Here is a 17,899-nt window from a genome sequence, read left to right as displayed (position 1 = left end):
GGGCGGGAGGTCAGCCGCAGCAGTCCGGCTCCAGCCCCTTCGGCAGCCTCTCCCCGCTGAAGACCGCGGTGGTCGCCTCGTCCCCACCGAGCGCGGCCACCGCCAACAGCAGCGAACCCGCGGTCCAGGCCGTGCGCTCCTCCGGCCAGAAGGCCCGGTTGCCCTCGAAGACGTACCCCGTCCAGTACATCCCGTCCCCGGCCCGCAGGTGCTGGATGGACTGGAGGATCTCCAGGGCCCGGTCGGACTCGCCCATCACCCAGAGAGCCAGGGCGAGTTCGCAGCTCTCGCCGCCCGTCACCCAGGGGTTGGGCAGCACGCAGCGCACCCCGAGGTCCGGGACGACGAAGCGGTCCCAGCCCTCCTCGATGCGCCGGGTGGCCGCCGGTCCTTCGAGCGCGCCGCCGAGGACCGGGTAGTACCAGTCCATCGAGTAGTGGCTCTTGTCCAGGAAGCGTTCCGGGTGGCTGCGGATCGCGTGGGCGAGTGCCCCGGTGGCCAGCTCCCAGTCGGGCTGCGGCTCCTCGCGGCATTCCGCGAGGGCGAGCGCGCAGCGCAGCGCCTGGTGGATCGAGGAGCAGCCGGTCAGCAGCGCGTCCGTCACCGGGGTGCCGTCGGCCTCCTGCTTCCAGCCGATCTGGCCGCCGGGCTGCTGGAGCCCCAGCACGAACTCGACGGCGGCGAAGACGGTCGGCCACATCCGGTCGACGAACGCGTCGTCGCCGGTGGCCAGGTAGTGGTGCCAGACGCCGACGGCCACGTACGCGCAGAAGTTGGTCTCAAGGCCTCGGTCGGTGGGCCGTTCCGGGTCGCCGTCGTGGTAGGCGGCGTACCAGGAGCCGTCGGCGTTCTGGTGGCGGGCCAGCCACTCGTAGGCGCGTTCCGCGGCCTCGTGCTCGCCCGCGGCGTCCAGTGCCATGGCGGCCTCCGTGTGGTCCCACGGGTCGAGGTGGTGGCCCCGGAACCAGGGCAGCGCGCCGTCCTCGCGCTGCACCGCGAGCAGCGCGGCGACGGTCTCGGCGGCCTGCCCGGCGGTGAGCACTCCGGGCAGCACGAGGTGTTCGGTGCGCTCGGGAAGTGTCACGCCCCGGCCCCGGCGGAGTCGTCGGCCCGCGCGGGAACCTCTGTGGCCGCGGTGGCGGGCAGGTGCGGCTTGGTCGCGTAGGCGACGAAGCTCTTGCCGACGACCGGGTTGAGCAGCTGCTCGGCGACCCGGGTCGCCATCGGCTTCTTCATGATGTCCCAGACGAGCAGCTTGTGGTACGCCCGTACCGGCAGCGCCTTCTCGTTGTCGACACCGAAGGCGCACTTGAGCCACCAGTAGGGCGAGTGCAGCGCGTGCGCGTGGTGGGTGCCGTACGGCTTGAGGCCGGCGCCGCGCATCCGGGCGAGCAGCTCCTCCGCCTTGTAGATGCGGATGTGGCCGCCCTCGACCTCGTGGTAGGCGTCGGAGAGCGTCCAGCAGATCTTCTCGGGGCCGTAGCGCGGCACCGTGACGGCGATCCGGCCGCCGGGCCTGAGCACCCGGACCATCTCGGCGAGCACGCCCTTGTCGTCGGGGATGTGCTCCATCACCTCGGAGATGATCACGACGTCGAAGGACTCGTCGGGGAACGGCAGGTTGAGGGCGTCGCCCTCCATCGCGGTGGCGGTGGCGCCGTCGGGGGCCTCGCCGGCCTCCTTCATCGCGGCGAACCACTTCGCGACCTCGCGGATCTCCTCGCCGTTCCGGTCGAGAGCCACCACCTGGGCGCCGCGCCGGTAGCACTCGAAGGCGTGGCGTCCGGCGCCGCAGCCCAGGTCGAGCACTCGGTCACCTGCGGCGAGCGGGAAGCGGGTGAAATCCACGGTCAGCACGAATGCCTGCTTTCGCGGTCGGGGTTCGAAGGGGGCGGGACGCCGGGGCGTCCGGGGGCGGTGCGGAGTCAGCGGCGGCCGTCGGGCCGGGTGGCGGCGCGGGCGGCGATGGCCTCCCGGTAGAGCGCGGCGGTACCGATCGCCGCCTGCTTCCAGGTGAACTTGGCGAGGACCCGGGCGCGGCCCGCCGTCCCGAGCCGCTCGCGCAGCGCGGGGTCGCGGAGCAGCCGGCCCAGCGCGTCGGCCAGCGCCCCGGCGTCGGCGGGCGGTACGGCCAGGCAGGTCTCGCCGTCCGGGCCCGCGACCTCGGGGATCGCTCCGCCGGTCGTCGCGACGAGCGGGGTGCCGGTGGCCATGGCCTCTGCGGCGGGCAGCGAGAAGCCCTCGTACAGCGAGGGGACGCAGGCGATCTGGGCGCCGCGCACCAGGTCGACGAGTTCGGCGTCGCTGATGCCCTTGACGAACTCGACGGCGTCCCCGAGCCCGTGCCGCTCGATGGCCTGGGCGACCGGCCCGTCCTCCGCCCGGCGGCCGACGACCACGAGGTGCGCCGCGGGGTTCTCGGTACGGAGTTTGGCGAGCGCCTCGACCAGGTGGACGAGGCCCTTGAGGGGGACGTCGGCGCTGGAGGTGGTGACGATCCGGCCCTCGACCTCTTCGACGGCGGGGTCGGGTGACCACAGCTCCGTGTCGGCGCCGATGTGCACGACGTGGACGCGGCCGGGGTCCACCCCGAGGTGCTCGACGATCTCCTGCTTGGAGGAGCCGGAGACGGTGAGCACGGACGGCAGCCGGCGCGCGACCCGCTTCTGCATCCGGGTGAAGGCGTACCAGCGGCGTACCGAGGCGCGGCGGCGGCGGTTCGGCGCGGCGGCCAGGTCGAGCTGCCGGTCGACGGTGATGGGGTGGTGGATGGTGGTGACGAGGGGGGCGCCGAGGTCCGGGAGGAGCCCGTAGCCGAGTGTCTGGTTGTCGTGGATGACGTCGAACTCGCCGCGCCTGGAGGCGAGATGGCGTCTGGCGCGCAGGCTGAAGGTGAGCGGTTCCGGGAATCCGCCGGTCCACATGGTGGCGACCTCCGCGGCGTCGATCCAGTCCCGGTACTCGCCGCGCTTCGGGGTGCGGAACGGGTCCGGCTGGCGGTAGAGGTCCAGGCTCGGCAGTTCGGTGAGCGGGACGCCCTCGTCGAGCACCGGGTAGGGCTGGGCGCCGATGACCTCGACGCTGTGGCCGAGCCGGGCGAGTTCGCGGGCGAGGTGGCGTACGTAGACGCCCTGGCCGCCGCAGAAGGGGTTGCCCTTGTAGGTGAGGAGTGCGATGCGCAACGGCCGGTCGCCTTCGGGGCCTGCCTCCGTGTCCGACGTACCGACGCCCGTACGGGGGCCCGACTCTATGGCCTCAGCGGTCACACTCGGCCCCCTTCTCACTGCGTGTTCGCCGGAGCGTAACCGCTCACGCTAATCTAGAACAAGTTATAGACCGGATCGTTCAACGAGCTACGAATCTACCGGCAGGTAGCGACGGTGCAACGGCCGGATCAGGTGATTCGCGCCACGGCACACACCCTGGCATGCTGTGCGCCGCCGCACCGGCCCACGCGTCCTCGCGGGCGCGGACAGAAGCCACGGGGATGGGACACATGACAGCGGAAGCCAGACCGGCATCGCCGCCCCTGACAGAACGCCAGGAGGCCCGCCGCCGCCGCATCCTGCACGCCAGTGCGCAGCTCGCCAGCAGGGGCGGTTTCGAGGCCGTCCAGATGCGCGAGGTGGCGGAGGCCGCCGGGGTCGCCCTGGGCACCCTGTACCGCTACTTCCCGTCCAAGGTCCACCTGCTGGTCGCCACCATGCAGGACCAGCTCCAGCACATGCACGGCACGCTGCGCAAACGCCCGCCGGCCGGGGCCGACGCGGCTGACCGGGTCGCCGACACCCTGATGCGGGCGTTCCGCGCGCTCCAGCGCGAACCCCATCTGGCGGATGCGATGGTGCGCGCGCTGACCTTCGCGGACCGCAGCGTGAGCCCCGAGGTGGACACCGTCTCGCGCCTCACGACCGCGATCATCCTGGACTCGATGGGGCTGGAGCACCCGACGCCCGAGCAGCTCTCGGCCGTCCGGGTGATCGAGCACACCTGGCACTCGGCGCTGATCACCTGGCTGTCCGGCCGGGCGTCGATCGCGCAGGTGAAGATAGACATCGAGACGGTGTGCCGGCTGATCGACGTGACGTCAACGGATCCGCCCCGCTGAGCGGCCCCCGGGCGCCGCCCATGTGCGGTGCCCACACGCCTCCCCGGTCAGGTGAGGTGCCCTGCACCATATCGACGACGGCACGGTGTTCATACGGTTCGGCGACATCACAGGAACACGCCGAGGAGCCGGTCGTCATGGGTCGCAGAGCCAGCAGAACAAGCAGCGGTACGAGCAGAGCCGGCACCACCGTCGGGGCCACCCGCACCGTCCGGCCCGCGGCCCTGCCGGCCGTCGCCGTACTGGCCGTGGCCGGGCTGCTGCTGACGGGGTGCAGCGCCGCGGGCAAGGCGGGCAGCGAGGACTCCGGGTCCGGTAAGTCCGGCAGCGCGTCGGCCGTGAAGGTGGGGCTGGTCTACTCCAGGACCGGGCTGCTCGCGGACTACGGCAAGCAGTACCGGGACGGCTTCATGGCGGGCCTGGACTACGCCACCAAGGGCACCGGCAAGGTCGCGGGCCACCGCATCGAGGTCACCGAGCAGGACGACGCGGGCGACCCCGGCAAGGCCGTCTCGGCGGCGAAGAGCCTGATCGGCAAGGGCTACAAGGTGCTGGCCGGCACCACCGACTCCGGCGTCGCCCTCCAGATGGCGCCGCTCGCCGCCCAGAACAAGGTGCTGTACATCAGCGGCCCTGCCGCCACCGACGCGGTGACCGGGATCAACGACTACACCTTCCGCTCGGGCCGCCAGTCCTACCAGGACATCCTCACGGCGGGCGCGATGCTCGGGGACGCCAAGGGCAAGAAGGTCACGGTGCTCGCCCAGGACTCCACGTTCGGCCAGGCGAACGTCACCGCGGTCAAGGCGGTGCTCGGTGCGAAGGGCGCGAAGGTGGGCTCCGTACTGGCGCCGCCCAGCGCGACGGACCTGACGCCGTTCGCCCGGCAGGTCAAGGCGGGCGGGCCGGATCTGGTCTTCGTCGCCTGGGCCGGTTCCACCGCTCCGGCGCTGTGGACCGCACTGGACCAGCAGGGCGTGCTGGGCGCGGGCAAGGTCGTCACCGGGCTGGCCGGGACCGCCTCTTACCCGGTCTTCGGGGCGGCCGGGGCCAAGGTGTCCTTCCTGGCCCACTACTTCCCCGGCGCGGGCGGCGGCAACGCGGCGGAGAAGGCCATGCTCGACTCGGTGAAGAAGGCCGGCGGCACCCCCGACCTGTTCACCCCGGACGGCTTCACCGCCGCGCAGATGGTCGTGCGCGCCGTGGCCGAGGGCAGCGCAACGGACCCGGCCGCGATGGTCAAGGCCCTGGAGGGCTGGAGCTTCGACGGGGTGAAGGGGAAGACACAGGTCCGCGCAGAGGACCACGCCCTGGTGCAGCCGATGTTCGTGGCCCGGCTGACCGGCAAGGGCGCCGCCGCGAAGCCGGAGCTGCTCGACACCGAGCCGATGGACGCCGTGGCGCCGCCCGTGCAGCCCTCGGCGGGCTGAACCATGACCGCACCGCACCCCCTCGGCCACCGGGACGGCCGGGCGGACGCCGCGCACCCCGCCGGTCCCGTGCTCGCCCTCGACGGGCTGGGCTGGAGCGTCGGTGGCGCGACGATCCTCCAGGACGTCACGCTCGACGTCCGCGAGGGCGAGTTCCTCGCCTTCATCGGCCCCAACGGGGCCGGAAAGACCTCCCTGTTCAACCTCATCAGCGGACTCGTCATGCCGACCTCCGGCACCGTCACGCTGGACGGCACCGATGTGACGGACCGGCCCGCGCACGTACGGGCCAGGCGCGGGATCGGCCGGACGTTCCAGACGTCCAGCCTCTGGCCCGCGATGACGGTGGCCGACCATGTGCGGCTGGCGGCGCAGGCCGCCCGGGGCGGCTCGTACCGGCTCTGGCGGCGTGCGGAGCCGTACACCGCAGAGGTCGCCGGGGTGCTGGAGCGCACCGGCCTCGGCCACCGGGCCGGGGCGACGGCGGCCGAACTGTCGCACGGCGAGAAGCGGAAGCTGGAGCTGGCCGTGCTGCTGGTGGGCGAGCCCCGGCTGATGCTCCTCGACGAGCCGATGGCCGGGGTGAGCGCCGAGGAGGTCCCCGCGCTCACCGAACTCATCCGCACCCTGCACCGGGAGGAGGGGCGCACCGTCCTCATGGTCGAACACCACATGGACGTGCTCCTGGGCCTGGCCGACCGGCTCGCGGTGATGCACCACGGTCAGCTGCTGGCCCTGGACACCCCGGAGGCCGTCACCGCCGATCGGACCGTCCAACAGGCCTACCTCGGGGAGGGGTTGTGAGCGAGCACCCACTGCTCGACGTACGGGACCTGCGGGTCCTGATCGGCGGCCGGCACATCCTGCACGGCGTCGCCCTGGACGTCGCCGCCCACGGCGTGACCGCGCTGCTGGGCCGCAACGGCGCCGGGAAGACCACCACCGTACGGGGCATCCTGGGCCTCGTCCCGCGCAGCGGCAGCGTCCGGCTGGACGGCGAGGAGACCGTGTCCCTGCCCACCCACGCCGTGGTGCGGCGGGGTGTGGGGTACGCGCCGGAGGACCGGGGCATCTTCGCCGGGCTGACGGTGGCGGAGAACCTGCGGCTGGCCGAACGGCCGGGCGCGGGCGAGCCCGACTACCCACTCGTCCATGAACTCTTCCCCGAACTCAAGCAGCGGGCGCGTCAGTTGGCCGGGACACTGTCCGGCGGTCAGCAGCAGATGGTCGCCATCGGGCGCACCCTGCTCAACGCCAACCGGCTGATCATCGCGGACGAACCGACCAAGGGCCTCGCGCCCAAGGTCGTCACCGAGGTGGCACACGTGCTGGAGCGGGCCGCAGAGGCGGTACCGGTACTGCTCGTGGAACAGAACCTCGCCGTCGTACGCCGGCTCGCCGGGCACTGCGTGGTGCTGGCCGACGGCCGGACCGCCCACCGGGGCCCGGCGGACGAGCTGCTCGGCGACGCGGAGGCGGCCCGCCGACTGCTCGGCGTCGGGCACGGACCGGCCGCAGAAGCACCTTCCGTGGAGGCGGATTCCTGATGTCCACCCTCGTCCTGCTCACCATGACCGGACTCGGTCTGGGAGCCCTCTACTTCCTCGTCGCGTCCGGACTCTCGCTGATCTTCGGCCTGATGGACGTGCTCAACTTCGCGCACGGCGCGCTGCTCTCCATCGGCGCGTACGGCACCTGGTGGGCGGCGTCCGGGAACCTGCCGGGCGCGGGCCCCGGCGGGGCCGGCTTCGTCCTCGCCGTGCTGTTCGGCACGGCGGTGGGCACCGCCGCCGCCGTACTCCTCGAACTCGCCGTCGTCCGCCCGCTCTACACCCGGCCGCGCGAACAGGTGCTCGCCACCGTGGGGGTCGGGCTCGCCGTCCCCGCGCTGCTGTCGGGCATCTGGGGCGCGGACGCCCGGACCTTCCCCGGCCCCGAGGCGCTGTCCGGCACCTTCGGGCTGCTGGGCGCGCAGGTCCCGGTCAACCGGCTCGTCCTGGTGGCGGCGGCGGTCGTGGTCCTGGTGGCGCTGCGGCTCTTCCTGGGCCGGACCCGGCACGGCCTCGTCGTACGGGCCGGGGTCGAGGACCGGGCGATGGTCACCGCCCTCGGTATCGACGTCCGCAGGGCGTTCACCCTCGTCTTCGCGATCGGGGGCTGTGCCGCGGCCCTGGGCGGGGCGCTCGGCGGGCTGTACTTCGGCTCGGTCGACCCCCGCCAGGGCACCTCGCTGCTGATCTTCGCGTTCGTCGTGGTGGTCACCGGCGGCATGGGCTCGGTGACCGGCGCCGCCGTGGCGTCCGTGGTGATCGGCCTGGTCCAGCAGTTCGCCAACTACTACACCGCGGCGGGGCTCGGCGATCTCGCGGTCGTCGTCCTGCTCGCCGCGCTGCTGCTGATCCGCCCGCGCGGACTGACGGGGAGGCTCGCGTGAGCACCGCCATCGAGACACCGGAACGCACCGACGGCCCGTCCCCGGCAGCCCCGGCTCCCCCGGCCCGCACCCGGCTGCTGCGCTGGTGGCCCGCCGCCGTGCTGCTCGTCCTGGTCGTGGCGCCGTACAGCGCCGTACCCGTACCGGGCCTGCTCGACGGGCCGCTCGGCAGCGCGGGCAGCCTGCAACTCCTCGCCACCTGCCTGCTGTTCGGCGCCCTGGCCACCGGCTACGACCTGCTGCTCGGGCGCACCGGACTGCTCTCGTTCGGCCACGCCCTGTACTTCGCGGCGGGCAGCTACGCCACCAACGTGTTCCTGCTGGAGGCGGGACTTCCCTTCGCCCTCGCCGCGGCACTCGGACTGCTCTTCGGGATCGCGCTGGCCCTGGTCCTGGGCTCGGTGAGCCTGCGCGTCACCGGTATCGGCTTCTCCATGGTGACGCTGGCCTTCGCCCAGGCGGGCTCGATCCTGGTCTCCCGCGACCCCGGTGGCGTCACCGGCGGCGAGGAGGGCCGGGCGGCACCGGCCGATCTGCTGCCCTCCTGGCTCGTCGGCATCGACCACACCGCGAACCTGTACTGGATCTCGCTCGCCTATCTCGTCCTCACCCTGGGCGTCGTCCACTGGGCGGTCCGCTCCCCCACCGGACGCGTCTGGGAGGGCATCAAGGAGAACGAGCGCCGGGTGGAGGTGCTGGGGCTGAAGCCGTACGGGTTCAAGCTGACGGCCTTCGTCCTGGCGGGCGCCCTCGCGGCGCTCGGCGGCATCGTGCACCTGCTGCTGACCGGCGGTTCCACCCCCCAGACCACCACGTCCGACTTCACGCTGTCGCTGCTGGTGATGGTGGTGCTGGGCGGCTCCGGAACCCGCTGGGGCCCGATGGCCGGCGGCATCCTCTACACCTGGGCCGACCACCGGCTCGGAGACCTGGCCGGCTCCGGCGCGGTCGCCGGACTCCCGGCGGTGCTCCGGGTCCCGCTCTCCCAGCCGCTGTTCCTGCTGGGCGTGCTGTTCGTGGCCGTGGTACATCTGCTGCCCGGAGGTCTGGCCCGGCTGCCGTCCAGACTGAAAGCCGTCCCGTACCGGAAGGAGACCGGACACCAGTGATTCCGTACGAGGAGATCAAAGTCCCGGTGAGCGGTGGCGAGTTGGCCGCCGTTCGCTGGCCGGCCGCGGAGCCGGACGCGCCGGTGGTGGTCGCGCTGCACGGCATCACCGCCAACGCGCTCTCCTGGGGCCCGGTGGCCCGGCAGCTGGCCGGGCGCGTCACCCTGGTCGCCCCGGATCTGCGGGGCAGAGCGGGGAGTTCGCACCTGCCCGGCCCGTACGGCGTCACCGCGCACACGGACGACGTCGCCGCCCTGACCGAGGCGCTGGGCGTGGACCGGGTGGTGCTGGCGGGCCACTCGATGGGGGCGTTCGTCGCGGCGCTGGCCGCTGTGCGGTACCCGGACCGGTTCGGCCCGCTGCTGCTCGTCGACGGCGGCATCGGCTTCCCCGCGCCCACGCACCTGTCGCCGGACGAGCTGATGACGGCGGTGATCGGCCCGGCGATGGACCGGCTGTCGATGACGTTCCCGGACCGGGCCGCCTACCGGGCCTTCTGGCAGGCGCACCCGGCGTTCGCGGCCGCCTGGTCGGACGAGGTGGACGCCTACATCCAGCGCGATCTGACGGGCACGGAACCGGCCATGCGCTCGACGTGCCGGATCGAGGCAGTCCGCACGGACGGCATCGGCCTCTTCGACGAGGAGGTGCTCGCCGCCGTGCGGAAACTGCCCGTGGAGGCGACGCTGCTGTGGGCGGCCCGAGGCCTGATGGACGAGGAGCAGGGCCTGTACGACGAGAAGCGCCTCGCGGCGGCGGACCTCGCCGGGACCCGGCTGACGCCGGTCGCGGTACCGGATGTGAACCACTACACGGTGCTCACGGGCGAGGCGGGCGCGCGGGAGATCGCCGGCCGTCTGGTGGCGTACGCGCGGGCCTGAACCGGGGCCGGGGCCCGGCAGCGTACGCGCGGGCCTGAACCAGGTTGCGGGGCCCGGCGGTTGTCTGCCGGGCCCCGCACCGCCGCACTCGTCAGCCCGTGGTGCAGCCGCTGTCCGCGATCACGAAGTACCCGGCGGGAGACTCCTTGAGGGTGTGGGTGACGAAGACGTTGTACAGGCCCATGTTCGCCTCGGAGCCGTTGGCGTAGACGTAGCCGCCTGTGGTGTGGGCCCGTCCGGCGGCCACCTGCGCGTAGTTGGTCGCGGTCCAGCACTTCGCGGGGGCGCTGCCGCCGGTCGTGGTCGCCGTCACCTGGGCGGAGGCGGCACCCACCGCACCTGAGGAGTCCACGGCCGCCACGGTGTAGCGGTAGGCGGTCCCGGCGGTGAGGCCGGTGTCCGTGTGGGTCGTGCCGGACGGGGACGCGATCTTCGTACCGTCGCGCATGACCGCGTACGAGGCGGCGCCCGCGACCGCGTTCCAGGAGAGCGAGGCGGTGGTGCCGGTGGTGCCGGTGACGGTCACGCCCGCCGGGGCCGGCAGCCCGTCGTCACCGCCGCCCGGGTTGCCGCCGTCCAGGCCCCAGAAGACGCCCGTGTAGTAGGACGAGCAGATCGTGTTCAGGAAGTACGCGGCCGCCTTCCCGCACTGCTGAGCCCCCGTACCGGGGCTCACCGGAAGGCCGTGGCCCATACCGGAGACGGAGTACGTCTCGACGGCCGGCCGGCCGGCGGAGTCGTTGTAGACGCTGCGCGTGGTGTTGCCGGGGAGCGTGTCTGTGGCGGACGGCGTCTGGCCGATGCCCCAGACGTCCGTCCACTGGTCGCGCAGGGCCGTGGCGTTGGCCGGGTACACGGTGTAGTCCGAGCTGCCCTGCCAGATCGCCACCCGGGGCCGGGGCCCGCTGTAACCGGGGTAGGCGGCGCGGACCTTGTCGCCCCACTGGGCGGGGGTGAGCTTCTGCGGGCCGGTCTGGCAGCCCGACGCGGCCGCCTGGCTCGTCGCGCACTGGGCGGGCAGCCCGGAGGCGACCGAGCCGCCCGCGAACACGTCCGGGTAGGCGGCCAGCAGGTCGGCGGTCATGCCGCCGCCCGCCGAGAGGCCGGTGACGTACACCCGGCCGGTGTCGGAGCCCCGGCTCTGCTTCGCCTTCTCCACCATCTGCACGATCGAGGCGGCCTCGCCCTTGCCCCGGGTGTCCTCCGCCAGGTCGAACCAGCCGAAGCAGGAGAGCGCGTTGTTGGCGGACGTGGTCTGCGGGAACACGACGTCGAAGCCCCACCGGTCGGCCAGCTCCGGCCAGCCGGAGTTGGTGTAGTAGGCGTCGGCCGTCTGCGCGCAGCCGTGCAGGGCGACGACCAGCGGCGCGTTCGCGGGCAGGCCGGCGGGCGTGTACTCGTACATCTGGAGGTTGCCGGGGTTGGAGCCGAAACCGGTGACCTGCTGGAGGCCCCCCGCCGCGGCGGCCGGCTGCGCGGCGGTCGTGCTCAGCGTGGCCGCGAGCAGGCCGAGGACGGCCGTGGACGCGGCACGGCGGCAGAGACGTCTCAGGATCGATGGGCGCACGGGTGCCTCCCTGGTCGGTACGTGCGGGGGTACGGGCTGCTGCCGGAACCTACGAGCAGCGCCCGCCCGCGCCCATGGGACCGGCGGACACTCCCGGGCCCGGTCTGTGTGCGCCGCCGCCCTTGCGCGGCGGTCCCGGCGGTTGACATCGAGTGCGCTCCAGCACCCAGACTGCCGCCCAACGCCCGTACTTCTGCGGGCTGCTGGGGAAGGGACCCGCATGCGCTACCGCACCATCGGCACCAGTCAGAAGACCCGTCGCGAGGTGAGCGTGCTCAGCCTCGGTGCCATGCGGATGGGCACGCTCACCGACGAGGAGACCTCGTTCGCGATCCTCGACCGGTACGCCGAGGCCGGCGGCACCTTCGTCGACACGTCCAACAACTACTCGTTCTGGGTCGACGGCACCCAGGGCGGGGAGAGCGAGCTGCTGCTCGGCCGCTGGCGCCGCAGCCGGGGCGCGGCGGCCGACGGGATCGTCATCGCGACCAAGCTGGGGGCCCGGCCGAACTCGCCCAGCACCGGGTTCACCCGCGATATCGAGGGCCTGTCCGCCAAGACCGTCCGGGAGTCGGCCGAGCGGAGCCGGGAGAACCTGGGGGTGGAGAAGCTGGATCTGCTCTACGCCCATGTGCAGGACCACTCCGTGCCGCCGGAGGAGACCGTCGGGGCCTTCGCGGAACTGGTCGCGGAGGGCACCGTCGGGCTGCTGGGCGTCAGCAACCACTGGGCGTGGCAGGTCGAGCGGGCGCGGGCGCTCGCGGCGGCCGCCGGTCTGCCCGGGTACGAGGTCCTCCAGTACCACCACAGCTATCTGCGGCAGCGCACGGACCAGCCGAGCCCGCGCTCCCCGGACGGTCAGGAGGGCGTGCTGACGGGCGATCTGCTGAGCTACCTCCGCCACGAACCGGCCCTGGTCCCGGTCGCCTACTCACCGCTGCTCAGTGGCGCCTACAGCCGGGCGGACCGGCCGCTGGGGCCGGAGTTCGACCACCCGGGCACGCCCGCCCGGCAGACGGCGCTGCGGGCGGTGGCCGAGGAGACCGGGGCCACCCCCAACCAGGTGGTGCTGGCCTGGCTGATCGGCGGCGAGGTACCGGTCGTCCCGCTGGTCGGCGCCTCGTCGGTGGCGCAACTGGACGAGAGCCTGGCGGCGGTGGACCTGGAGCTGACCGAGGAGCAGCGGGCGGTGCTGGACGCCGCGCACTGACGGCCCGGGGCCGGGGCACGCACCACGTACGCCGCCACCATGCCGGGGCGGGAGGGTGTGTGCACCGGCGCCATGTGACAGGGGCCGCCGCGTACCTACGGTGACGGCCATGGACACTTCCCGCAGACCCGATCGCGAACCCGCCGCCCCCGCCCCGGACGGCGGACCGGCGCCGGCACCCACGGCACTCTCGCTGGCCGGGCGGACCGCGCTGGTGACCGGTGCGGCGAGCGGGATCGGGCGGGCCTGTGCGCAGGCGCTGGCGGCGGCGGGCGCCCATGTGCACGTCGTGGACAAGGCCGGTGCGGCCGCCAGGGACCTGGCCGCGGAGATCGGCGGGACGGCCTGGGTGGTGGACCTGGCCGACCCCTCGGTCGTCGAAACGCTGCCGGCGAAGGCGGACGTGGTGGTCAACAACGCGGGGCTCCAGCACGTCGCCCCCGTCCACGCGTTCCCGCCGGAGCGCTTCGCGCTGATCCAGCGCGTGATGGTGGAGACCCCGTTCCGCATCTTGCGCCGGACCCTGCCGGGCATGTACGAACGCGGCTGGGGGCGCGTGGTCAACATCTCGTCGGTGCACGGGCTGCGCGCCAGCCCGTACAAGTCGGCCTATGTGACGGCCAAGCACGCACTGGAGGGGCTGAGCAAGGTGGTGGCGCTCGAAGCGGCGGAGCACGGGGTGACGAGCAACTGCGTCAGCCCCGGTTACGTACGCACCCCGCTGGTGGAGAACCAGATCGCGGACCAGGCCCGTACGCACGGCATCTCGGAGGAGGACGTGGTGGGGCGGGTGATGCTGGAGCGCAGCGCGATCAAGCGGCTGATCGATCCGGCGGACGTCGCGGAGGCCGTCCTGTGGCTGTGCGGTCCGCGTACCGGTCACATCACCGGTACCTCGCTCTCCATGGACGGCGGCTGGACCGCCAACTGAACCCTGTCGCCCCTGCTCCCTGTCCTCTGCCCCTGTCCCCTGCCCCCCTGTCTGCGCACGTCTACGAATGCTGGCCGCCATGTCCGAGCCGTTCCCCTCCGCCGCGCCCCACCTCCGGCACCTGTTCGAGCTGCTGGCCGACGACGCCCCCGCCGAGGTGCTGGGCGCGGTCCTGTCGACGGCACGGGCCGACGGGGTACCCGCGGGCGAGCTGGCCGAGGTGGAGCGGGCCACCGCCACCGCGCTGCGGATCAGGGGCGCGCTGCGCCAGCACCGGCGCCGCGAGCTCCAGCTCACCGCGCTCTTCGACACGGCGGGCGACCTGGCCGCCTCCCGCGATCTGGACGACGTGCTGAAGGCGATCGTGCGGCGGGCCCGGATGCTGTTCGGCACGGACACGGCCTACCTCACGCTCCCGGACGAGGAGGCGGGCGACACCTACATGCGGGTGACGGACGGCTCCGTGTCGCTGCTCTTCCAGCGGCTGCGCCTCGAACTCGGTGAGGGGCTCGGCGGTCTCGTGGCGCAGACGGCGAGCCCGTACGCGACGCCGGACTACCGCACCGACGAGCGCTTCCACCACACCCGCAACATCAATGCCGGGGTGCTGGACGAGGGCCTGGTCGCCATCCTGGGCGTGCCGCTGCTGCTCGGCTCCAGCCGGGGCGGTACGGGCAAGGTGATCGGCGTCCTGTTCGCGGCCGACCGGGCGCCCCGGGTGTTCAGCCCCGACGAGGTGGCCCTGCTGTGCTCGCTCGCCGCGCACGCCGCGATCGCCATCGACACCGCCCGCGCCCTGGCCGACACCACCTCCGCCCTCGCCGAACTGGCGGAGGCGAACGCGGAGCTGGCCGAGGCCAACGCCTCCGTACGGGCCCACTCGGCGGCGATGCGGCGGGCGGAGGAGTCGCACGACCGGCTGACCGACCTGGTGCTGCGCGGCCGGGACGTGAAGGACGTGGCGGCCGCCGTCGCCGCGCTGCTCGACTCCCCCCTGACCATCCACGACCCGGGCGGCCGCCCGCTGGCCGCGGTCCGCCCGGACGGTACGGGCTTCGCCGCCGACAGCATGGACGCGGGCTGGCTGGCGGAGGCGGCGGAGGAGTCCCGTACCGGTGCCCGCGCCGTGCACCGGGAGGGGCGGGTGGTCTGCGCGGTGCTCGCCGGACAGGAGCTCCTCGCGGGGCTGGTGCTGCACCGGAGCCGGCCGCTGGACGACTCCGACCGGCGGCTGTTCGAGCGCTCCTCCGTGGTGACCGGACTCCTCCTGCTGCTGCGGCGCACGGTGGCCGAGACCGAGAACCGCATCCGCGGCGAACTGATCGCGGACCTGCTCACGGACCCCGTCCGCGACCCGGCCGGGCTCGTCGAGCGCGGCCGCCGCCTCGGCATCGACCTGGACCGCCCGCATCTGCTGCTGGTCGCGGAGACCGGCGCCAGGGAACGGCTGGCCCCGGCCGCGATGCGCTACCTGTTCGGCGGGGAGATCCATGGTGTGAGCGCCGAACACGCGGGCGCGGTGGTCCTGTTGATCGAGGCGGACGGCTCCGGCCCGGCGGCCGGGGCCGTGGCCCGCTCGGCGGCGGCCCAGCTCGGGCAGCTGGCCCAGGCCCCGGTCACCGTCGCCGCCACGGGCCCGGCGAGGGGCGCGCGGGAGCTGGCCTCCGCGTACGCGGAGGCGGCGCGCTGCCTGCGGGCGATGCGGGTGCTGGGGCGGACGGGTGAGGGCGCGTGCGTGGACGAACTGGGCTTCCTGGGCGTGGTGCTGGGCAACGGGCAGGACGTCGGCGGTTTCGTCTCCGCCGCACTGGGGCCGCTGCTGGAGTACGACGCCCAGCGCGGCACCCACCTGGTGCGGACACTCGGCGCGTACTTCCGCGCGGGCGGCAGCCTGATCCGGGCCAAGGACGAGCTGCACGTACACGTCAACACGGTGGTGCAGCGGCTGGACCGGATCCAGGTGCTGCTGGGACGGGACTGGAACGAGCCGGACCGCGCGCTGGAACTCCAGCTGGCGCTGCGCCTGCACCTGCTGTCGGGAACCCCGGACCGCTGAGGTCCTGAGTCCTGTTCTCCGTCCTGTCCTCCGTCCCGTTCTCTGTCCTGTCCTCCGTCCTGCCCTCCGTCCTGTTCTCCGTGCCGGGCCGTCGGGCCGGAGTGCCGCCGGCCCGCGTGATTATGCTGAGGACATGGCTGAGACGCTGCCCTCCGTGGTCGCCGGCCGGTGGCGGCCTGGTGTCGGTCCCGCTGTCCGCGCCGGGCGTCGCACGCTCGTGGAATCCCTGTACCTCCTCACCGCGCCGCTGAGCGCGGCCGCCGGTCTGCTGCTGGTGGCCGGCGGCCTGAGTGCCGCAGCGGCCGGTTCGCTGGTGCCGAGCGGGTCGCCCGTCGCGGCCCGCGCCCTGGCACTGGCCCGGCGGCCCGGCGACCTGGAGTGGTGGCGGATCGGCGCGGTGCGCACCCGGACCGGCGGGGCGGGCGGCGCGGGCCGGCGGCCGAGGCCGAAGGGGACGGACGGCGCGGCAGACCCGGAGCTGTGGCTCGACGTGGCGCACGCGGTGCTGGTGCTCCCCGTCGTCCTGGTCACCTCGGTGGTGACGGCGCTGTGGTGGTTCGTGGGGGTCGCGACCGTCACGTACCCCCTGCGCAACGAGGTCGCGCCCGGCTCGCTGCGGCCCATGACCCTGTACGCGGGCAGCGACCGGTCCCATGTCGCGCTGAGCCTGGGCCTGACGTCACCGTCCGGGCGGATCGCGTTCGCCCTCTCGGTCGGCGTGCTGATGCTGTCGTCCCTGCCACTGGTGACCCGGGCGTGCGTCGCCGCCCAGGCCGGGCTCGGGCAGGCGCTCCTGTCGAACATGTCGGCGCTGCACCGCAGGATCAGCGGCCTTGAGCAGGAGCGCGACACCGCCCGCGCGCAGGCCGTCGCGGCGGTGACGGCGGAGACCGCCGCGCTGCGGCGGCTGGAGCGGGACATCCACGACGGGCCCCAGCAGCAGCTGGTCCGGCTGGCGATGGAACTGGGCCGCGCCCAGCACCACTTCGACCGCAGACCGGAACTGGTCAGGGCCGCACTCGCGGACGCGGTCCTGCGGACCCAGGAGGCCCTGGACGAACTGCGGGCGCTGTCACGGGGCATCGCCCCGCCGGTCCTCACCGACCGGGGGCTCAGGGAGGCGCTGCGCGCCCTGGCCGCGCGCAGCGTCGTCCCGGCCGAACTCGACGCCGCTCCGCTGAGCGGCCGGCTGGAGCCCGGCATCGAGACGGCCGCGTACTTCGTGGTCGCAGAGGCCCTGACGAACGTGGCCAAGCACAGCCGGGCCCGCCGGTGCACGGTCGGGCTGCGCCGCACCGGGGACGTCCTGCGGGTCCGGGTGACGGACGACGGGGTGGGCGGGGCCGCGCCGGCCGAGGGACACGGGCTGCTGGGTCTGGCCGACCGGGCGCGGGCGGTCGGCGGCCGGCTGACGGTGGACAGTCCTGAGGGCGGCCCGACGACGGTCACGGCGGAGCTCCCGTGTCACTGACCCGGGACGGCGCTGCGCAGGGAGGACCGGTGGTCCCGGCGCCGCGCGAGCCGCTGCGGATCGTCGTCGCCGATGACGCGGTGCTCCTGCGCGAGGGGCTGGTGCGGCTGCTCTCGGAGGACGGTCACGAGGTGGTGGCGGCGGTCGGCGACGGCCCCGCCCTGGTCGAGGCGGTGCTCACGCACCGCCCTGACGTGTCGGTCGTCGATGTGCGCATGCCCCCGACACACACGGACGAGGGGCTGCGGGCGGCGGCCACCGCCCGCAGCCGGCTGCCCGGCGCCCCCGTACTGGTGCTCAGCCAGTACGTGGAGGTGTCCTACGCCGCCGATCTGCTCGCGGACGGGGCCGGCGCGGTCGGCTATCTGCTGAAGGACCGGGTCGCCAGGGTCGAGGAGTTCCTGGACGCCCTGGTCCGTGTCGCCGGTGGCGCGACGGTGCTCGACCCGCAGGTCGTCGCCCAGCTGCTGGCCCGGCAGCGCCGGAACGACCCGCTGGAGAAACTGACCGCGCGGGAAAGGCAGTTGCTGGCGCTGATGGCCGAGGGCCATTCCAATACGGCCATCGCCCGGCGCCTGGTGCTCTCCGGCAGCGCGGTGGAGAAGCACATCGGCAACGTCTTCGCGAAGCTCGGCCTGCCGCCCGACGACACCCGGCACCGCCGGGTGCTCGCCGTCCTGGCCCATCTCAACGCCTGAGGGC

The 17,899-nt window shown here is 73.6% G+C and carries 16 protein-coding genes; 12 read left to right on the top strand and 4 right to left on the bottom strand.

The annotated features are described in order from the left end of the window. Positions 1-10: 10 nt before the first annotated feature. The 3 genes from ACZ601_RS10375 to ACZ601_RS10365 all read right to left on the bottom strand — a co-directional run bounded on the left by ACZ601_RS10375 (position 11) and on the right by ACZ601_RS10365 (position 3,266). Complete coding sequence (locus tag ACZ601_RS10375) at positions 11-1,084, bottom strand: prenyltransferase/squalene oxidase repeat-containing protein (RefSeq protein WP_440573573.1); 1,074 nt, start codon at positions 1,082-1,084, stop codon at positions 11-13. Beyond that, a complete protein-coding gene (locus ACZ601_RS10370; RefSeq protein WP_469535473.1) occupies positions 1,081-1,857 on the bottom strand; it encodes a class I SAM-dependent methyltransferase in 777 nt (258 codons plus the stop codon). Before ACZ601_RS10370 ends, ACZ601_RS10375 begins: the two co-directional genes overlap by 4 nt. 68 nt (positions 1,858-1,925) lie before the next feature. Beyond that, entirely contained in the window at positions 1,926-3,266 is a 1,341-nt protein-coding gene (locus ACZ601_RS10365; RefSeq protein ID WP_469535471.1) for a glycosyltransferase family 4 protein, read from the bottom strand. Between the two features lie 230 nt (positions 3,267-3,496). On the opposite strand from ACZ601_RS10365, the gene ACZ601_RS10360 reads away from it, so the two are divergent. The 7 genes from ACZ601_RS10360 (at position 3,497) to ACZ601_RS10330 (ending at position 9,962) form a co-directional block, all read left to right on the top strand. After that, complete coding sequence (locus ACZ601_RS10360) at positions 3,497-4,108, top strand: TetR family transcriptional regulator (protein WP_440573570.1); 612 nt, start codon at positions 3,497-3,499, stop codon at positions 4,106-4,108. A gap of 137 nt (positions 4,109-4,245) precedes the next feature. Further along, complete coding sequence (locus ACZ601_RS10355; protein WP_469535467.1) at positions 4,246-5,538, top strand: substrate-binding domain-containing protein; 1,293 nt, start codon at positions 4,246-4,248, stop codon at positions 5,536-5,538. A 3-nt stretch (positions 5,539-5,541) separates the two neighbouring features. Further along, the gene (locus ACZ601_RS10350) at positions 5,542-6,342 is read left to right on the top strand and encodes an ABC transporter ATP-binding protein (protein WP_469535464.1); all 801 of its coding nucleotides are present in this window, start codon (positions 5,542-5,544) and stop codon (positions 6,340-6,342) included. Next, the gene (locus ACZ601_RS10345) at positions 6,339-7,085 is read left to right on the top strand and encodes an ABC transporter ATP-binding protein (protein ID WP_469535462.1); all 747 of its coding nucleotides are present in this window, start codon (positions 6,339-6,341) and stop codon (positions 7,083-7,085) included. The genes ACZ601_RS10350 and ACZ601_RS10345 overlap by 4 nt, the downstream gene beginning before the upstream one ends. After that, complete coding sequence (locus ACZ601_RS10340; protein WP_440573566.1) at positions 7,085-7,972, top strand: branched-chain amino acid ABC transporter permease; 888 nt, start codon at positions 7,085-7,087, stop codon at positions 7,970-7,972. Before ACZ601_RS10345 ends, ACZ601_RS10340 begins: the two co-directional genes overlap by 1 nt. Further along, complete coding sequence (locus tag ACZ601_RS10335; protein WP_469535458.1) at positions 7,969-9,081, top strand: branched-chain amino acid ABC transporter permease; 1,113 nt, start codon at positions 7,969-7,971, stop codon at positions 9,079-9,081. Before ACZ601_RS10340 ends, ACZ601_RS10335 begins: the two co-directional genes overlap by 4 nt. Beyond that, a complete protein-coding gene (locus ACZ601_RS10330; protein WP_469535455.1) occupies positions 9,078-9,962 on the top strand; it encodes an alpha/beta hydrolase in 885 nt (294 codons plus the stop codon). The genes ACZ601_RS10335 and ACZ601_RS10330 overlap by 4 nt, the downstream gene beginning before the upstream one ends. 91 nt (positions 9,963-10,053) lie before the next feature. Here ACZ601_RS10330 and ACZ601_RS10325 read toward each other — a convergent pair whose 3' ends face one another. Continuing rightward, the gene (locus ACZ601_RS10325; protein WP_469535453.1) at positions 10,054-11,529 is read right to left on the bottom strand and encodes an extracellular catalytic domain type 1 short-chain-length polyhydroxyalkanoate depolymerase; all 1,476 of its coding nucleotides are present in this window, start codon (positions 11,527-11,529) and stop codon (positions 10,054-10,056) included. A gap of 220 nt (positions 11,530-11,749) precedes the next feature. On the opposite strand from ACZ601_RS10325, the gene ACZ601_RS10320 reads away from it, so the two are divergent. The 5 genes from ACZ601_RS10320 (at position 11,750) to ACZ601_RS10300 (ending at position 17,895) form a co-directional block, all read left to right on the top strand. Continuing rightward, positions 11,750-12,739: an aldo/keto reductase gene (locus ACZ601_RS10320; protein WP_469535450.1), complete on the top strand. Its 990-nt coding sequence runs from the start codon at positions 11,750-11,752 to the stop codon at positions 12,737-12,739. A 109-nt stretch (positions 12,740-12,848) separates the two neighbouring features. Then, positions 12,849-13,670, top strand: coding sequence for a 3-hydroxybutyrate dehydrogenase (locus tag ACZ601_RS10315; RefSeq protein WP_469535447.1), 822 nt, complete (start codon positions 12,849-12,851; stop codon positions 13,668-13,670). A 79-nt stretch (positions 13,671-13,749) separates the two neighbouring features. Beyond that, positions 13,750-15,726 (top strand): helix-turn-helix domain-containing protein, encoded by a 1,977-nt coding sequence (locus ACZ601_RS10310; protein WP_469535444.1) that lies wholly within the window; start codon positions 13,750-13,752, stop codon positions 15,724-15,726. 133 nt (positions 15,727-15,859) lie between these two features. After that, the gene (locus tag ACZ601_RS10305; protein ID WP_469535442.1) at positions 15,860-17,197 is read left to right on the top strand and encodes a sensor histidine kinase; all 1,338 of its coding nucleotides are present in this window, start codon (positions 15,860-15,862) and stop codon (positions 17,195-17,197) included. Between the two features lie 53 nt (positions 17,198-17,250). Beyond that, positions 17,251-17,895, top strand: coding sequence for a response regulator transcription factor (locus tag ACZ601_RS10300; RefSeq protein WP_469536448.1), 645 nt, complete (start codon positions 17,251-17,253; stop codon positions 17,893-17,895). The last annotated feature ends 4 nt before the right edge of the window (positions 17,896-17,899 follow it).

The organism is Streptomyces sp. NPDC104307 (genome assembly GCF_055584045.1).
This window is presented reverse-complemented; position numbering and strand designations above follow the sequence as displayed.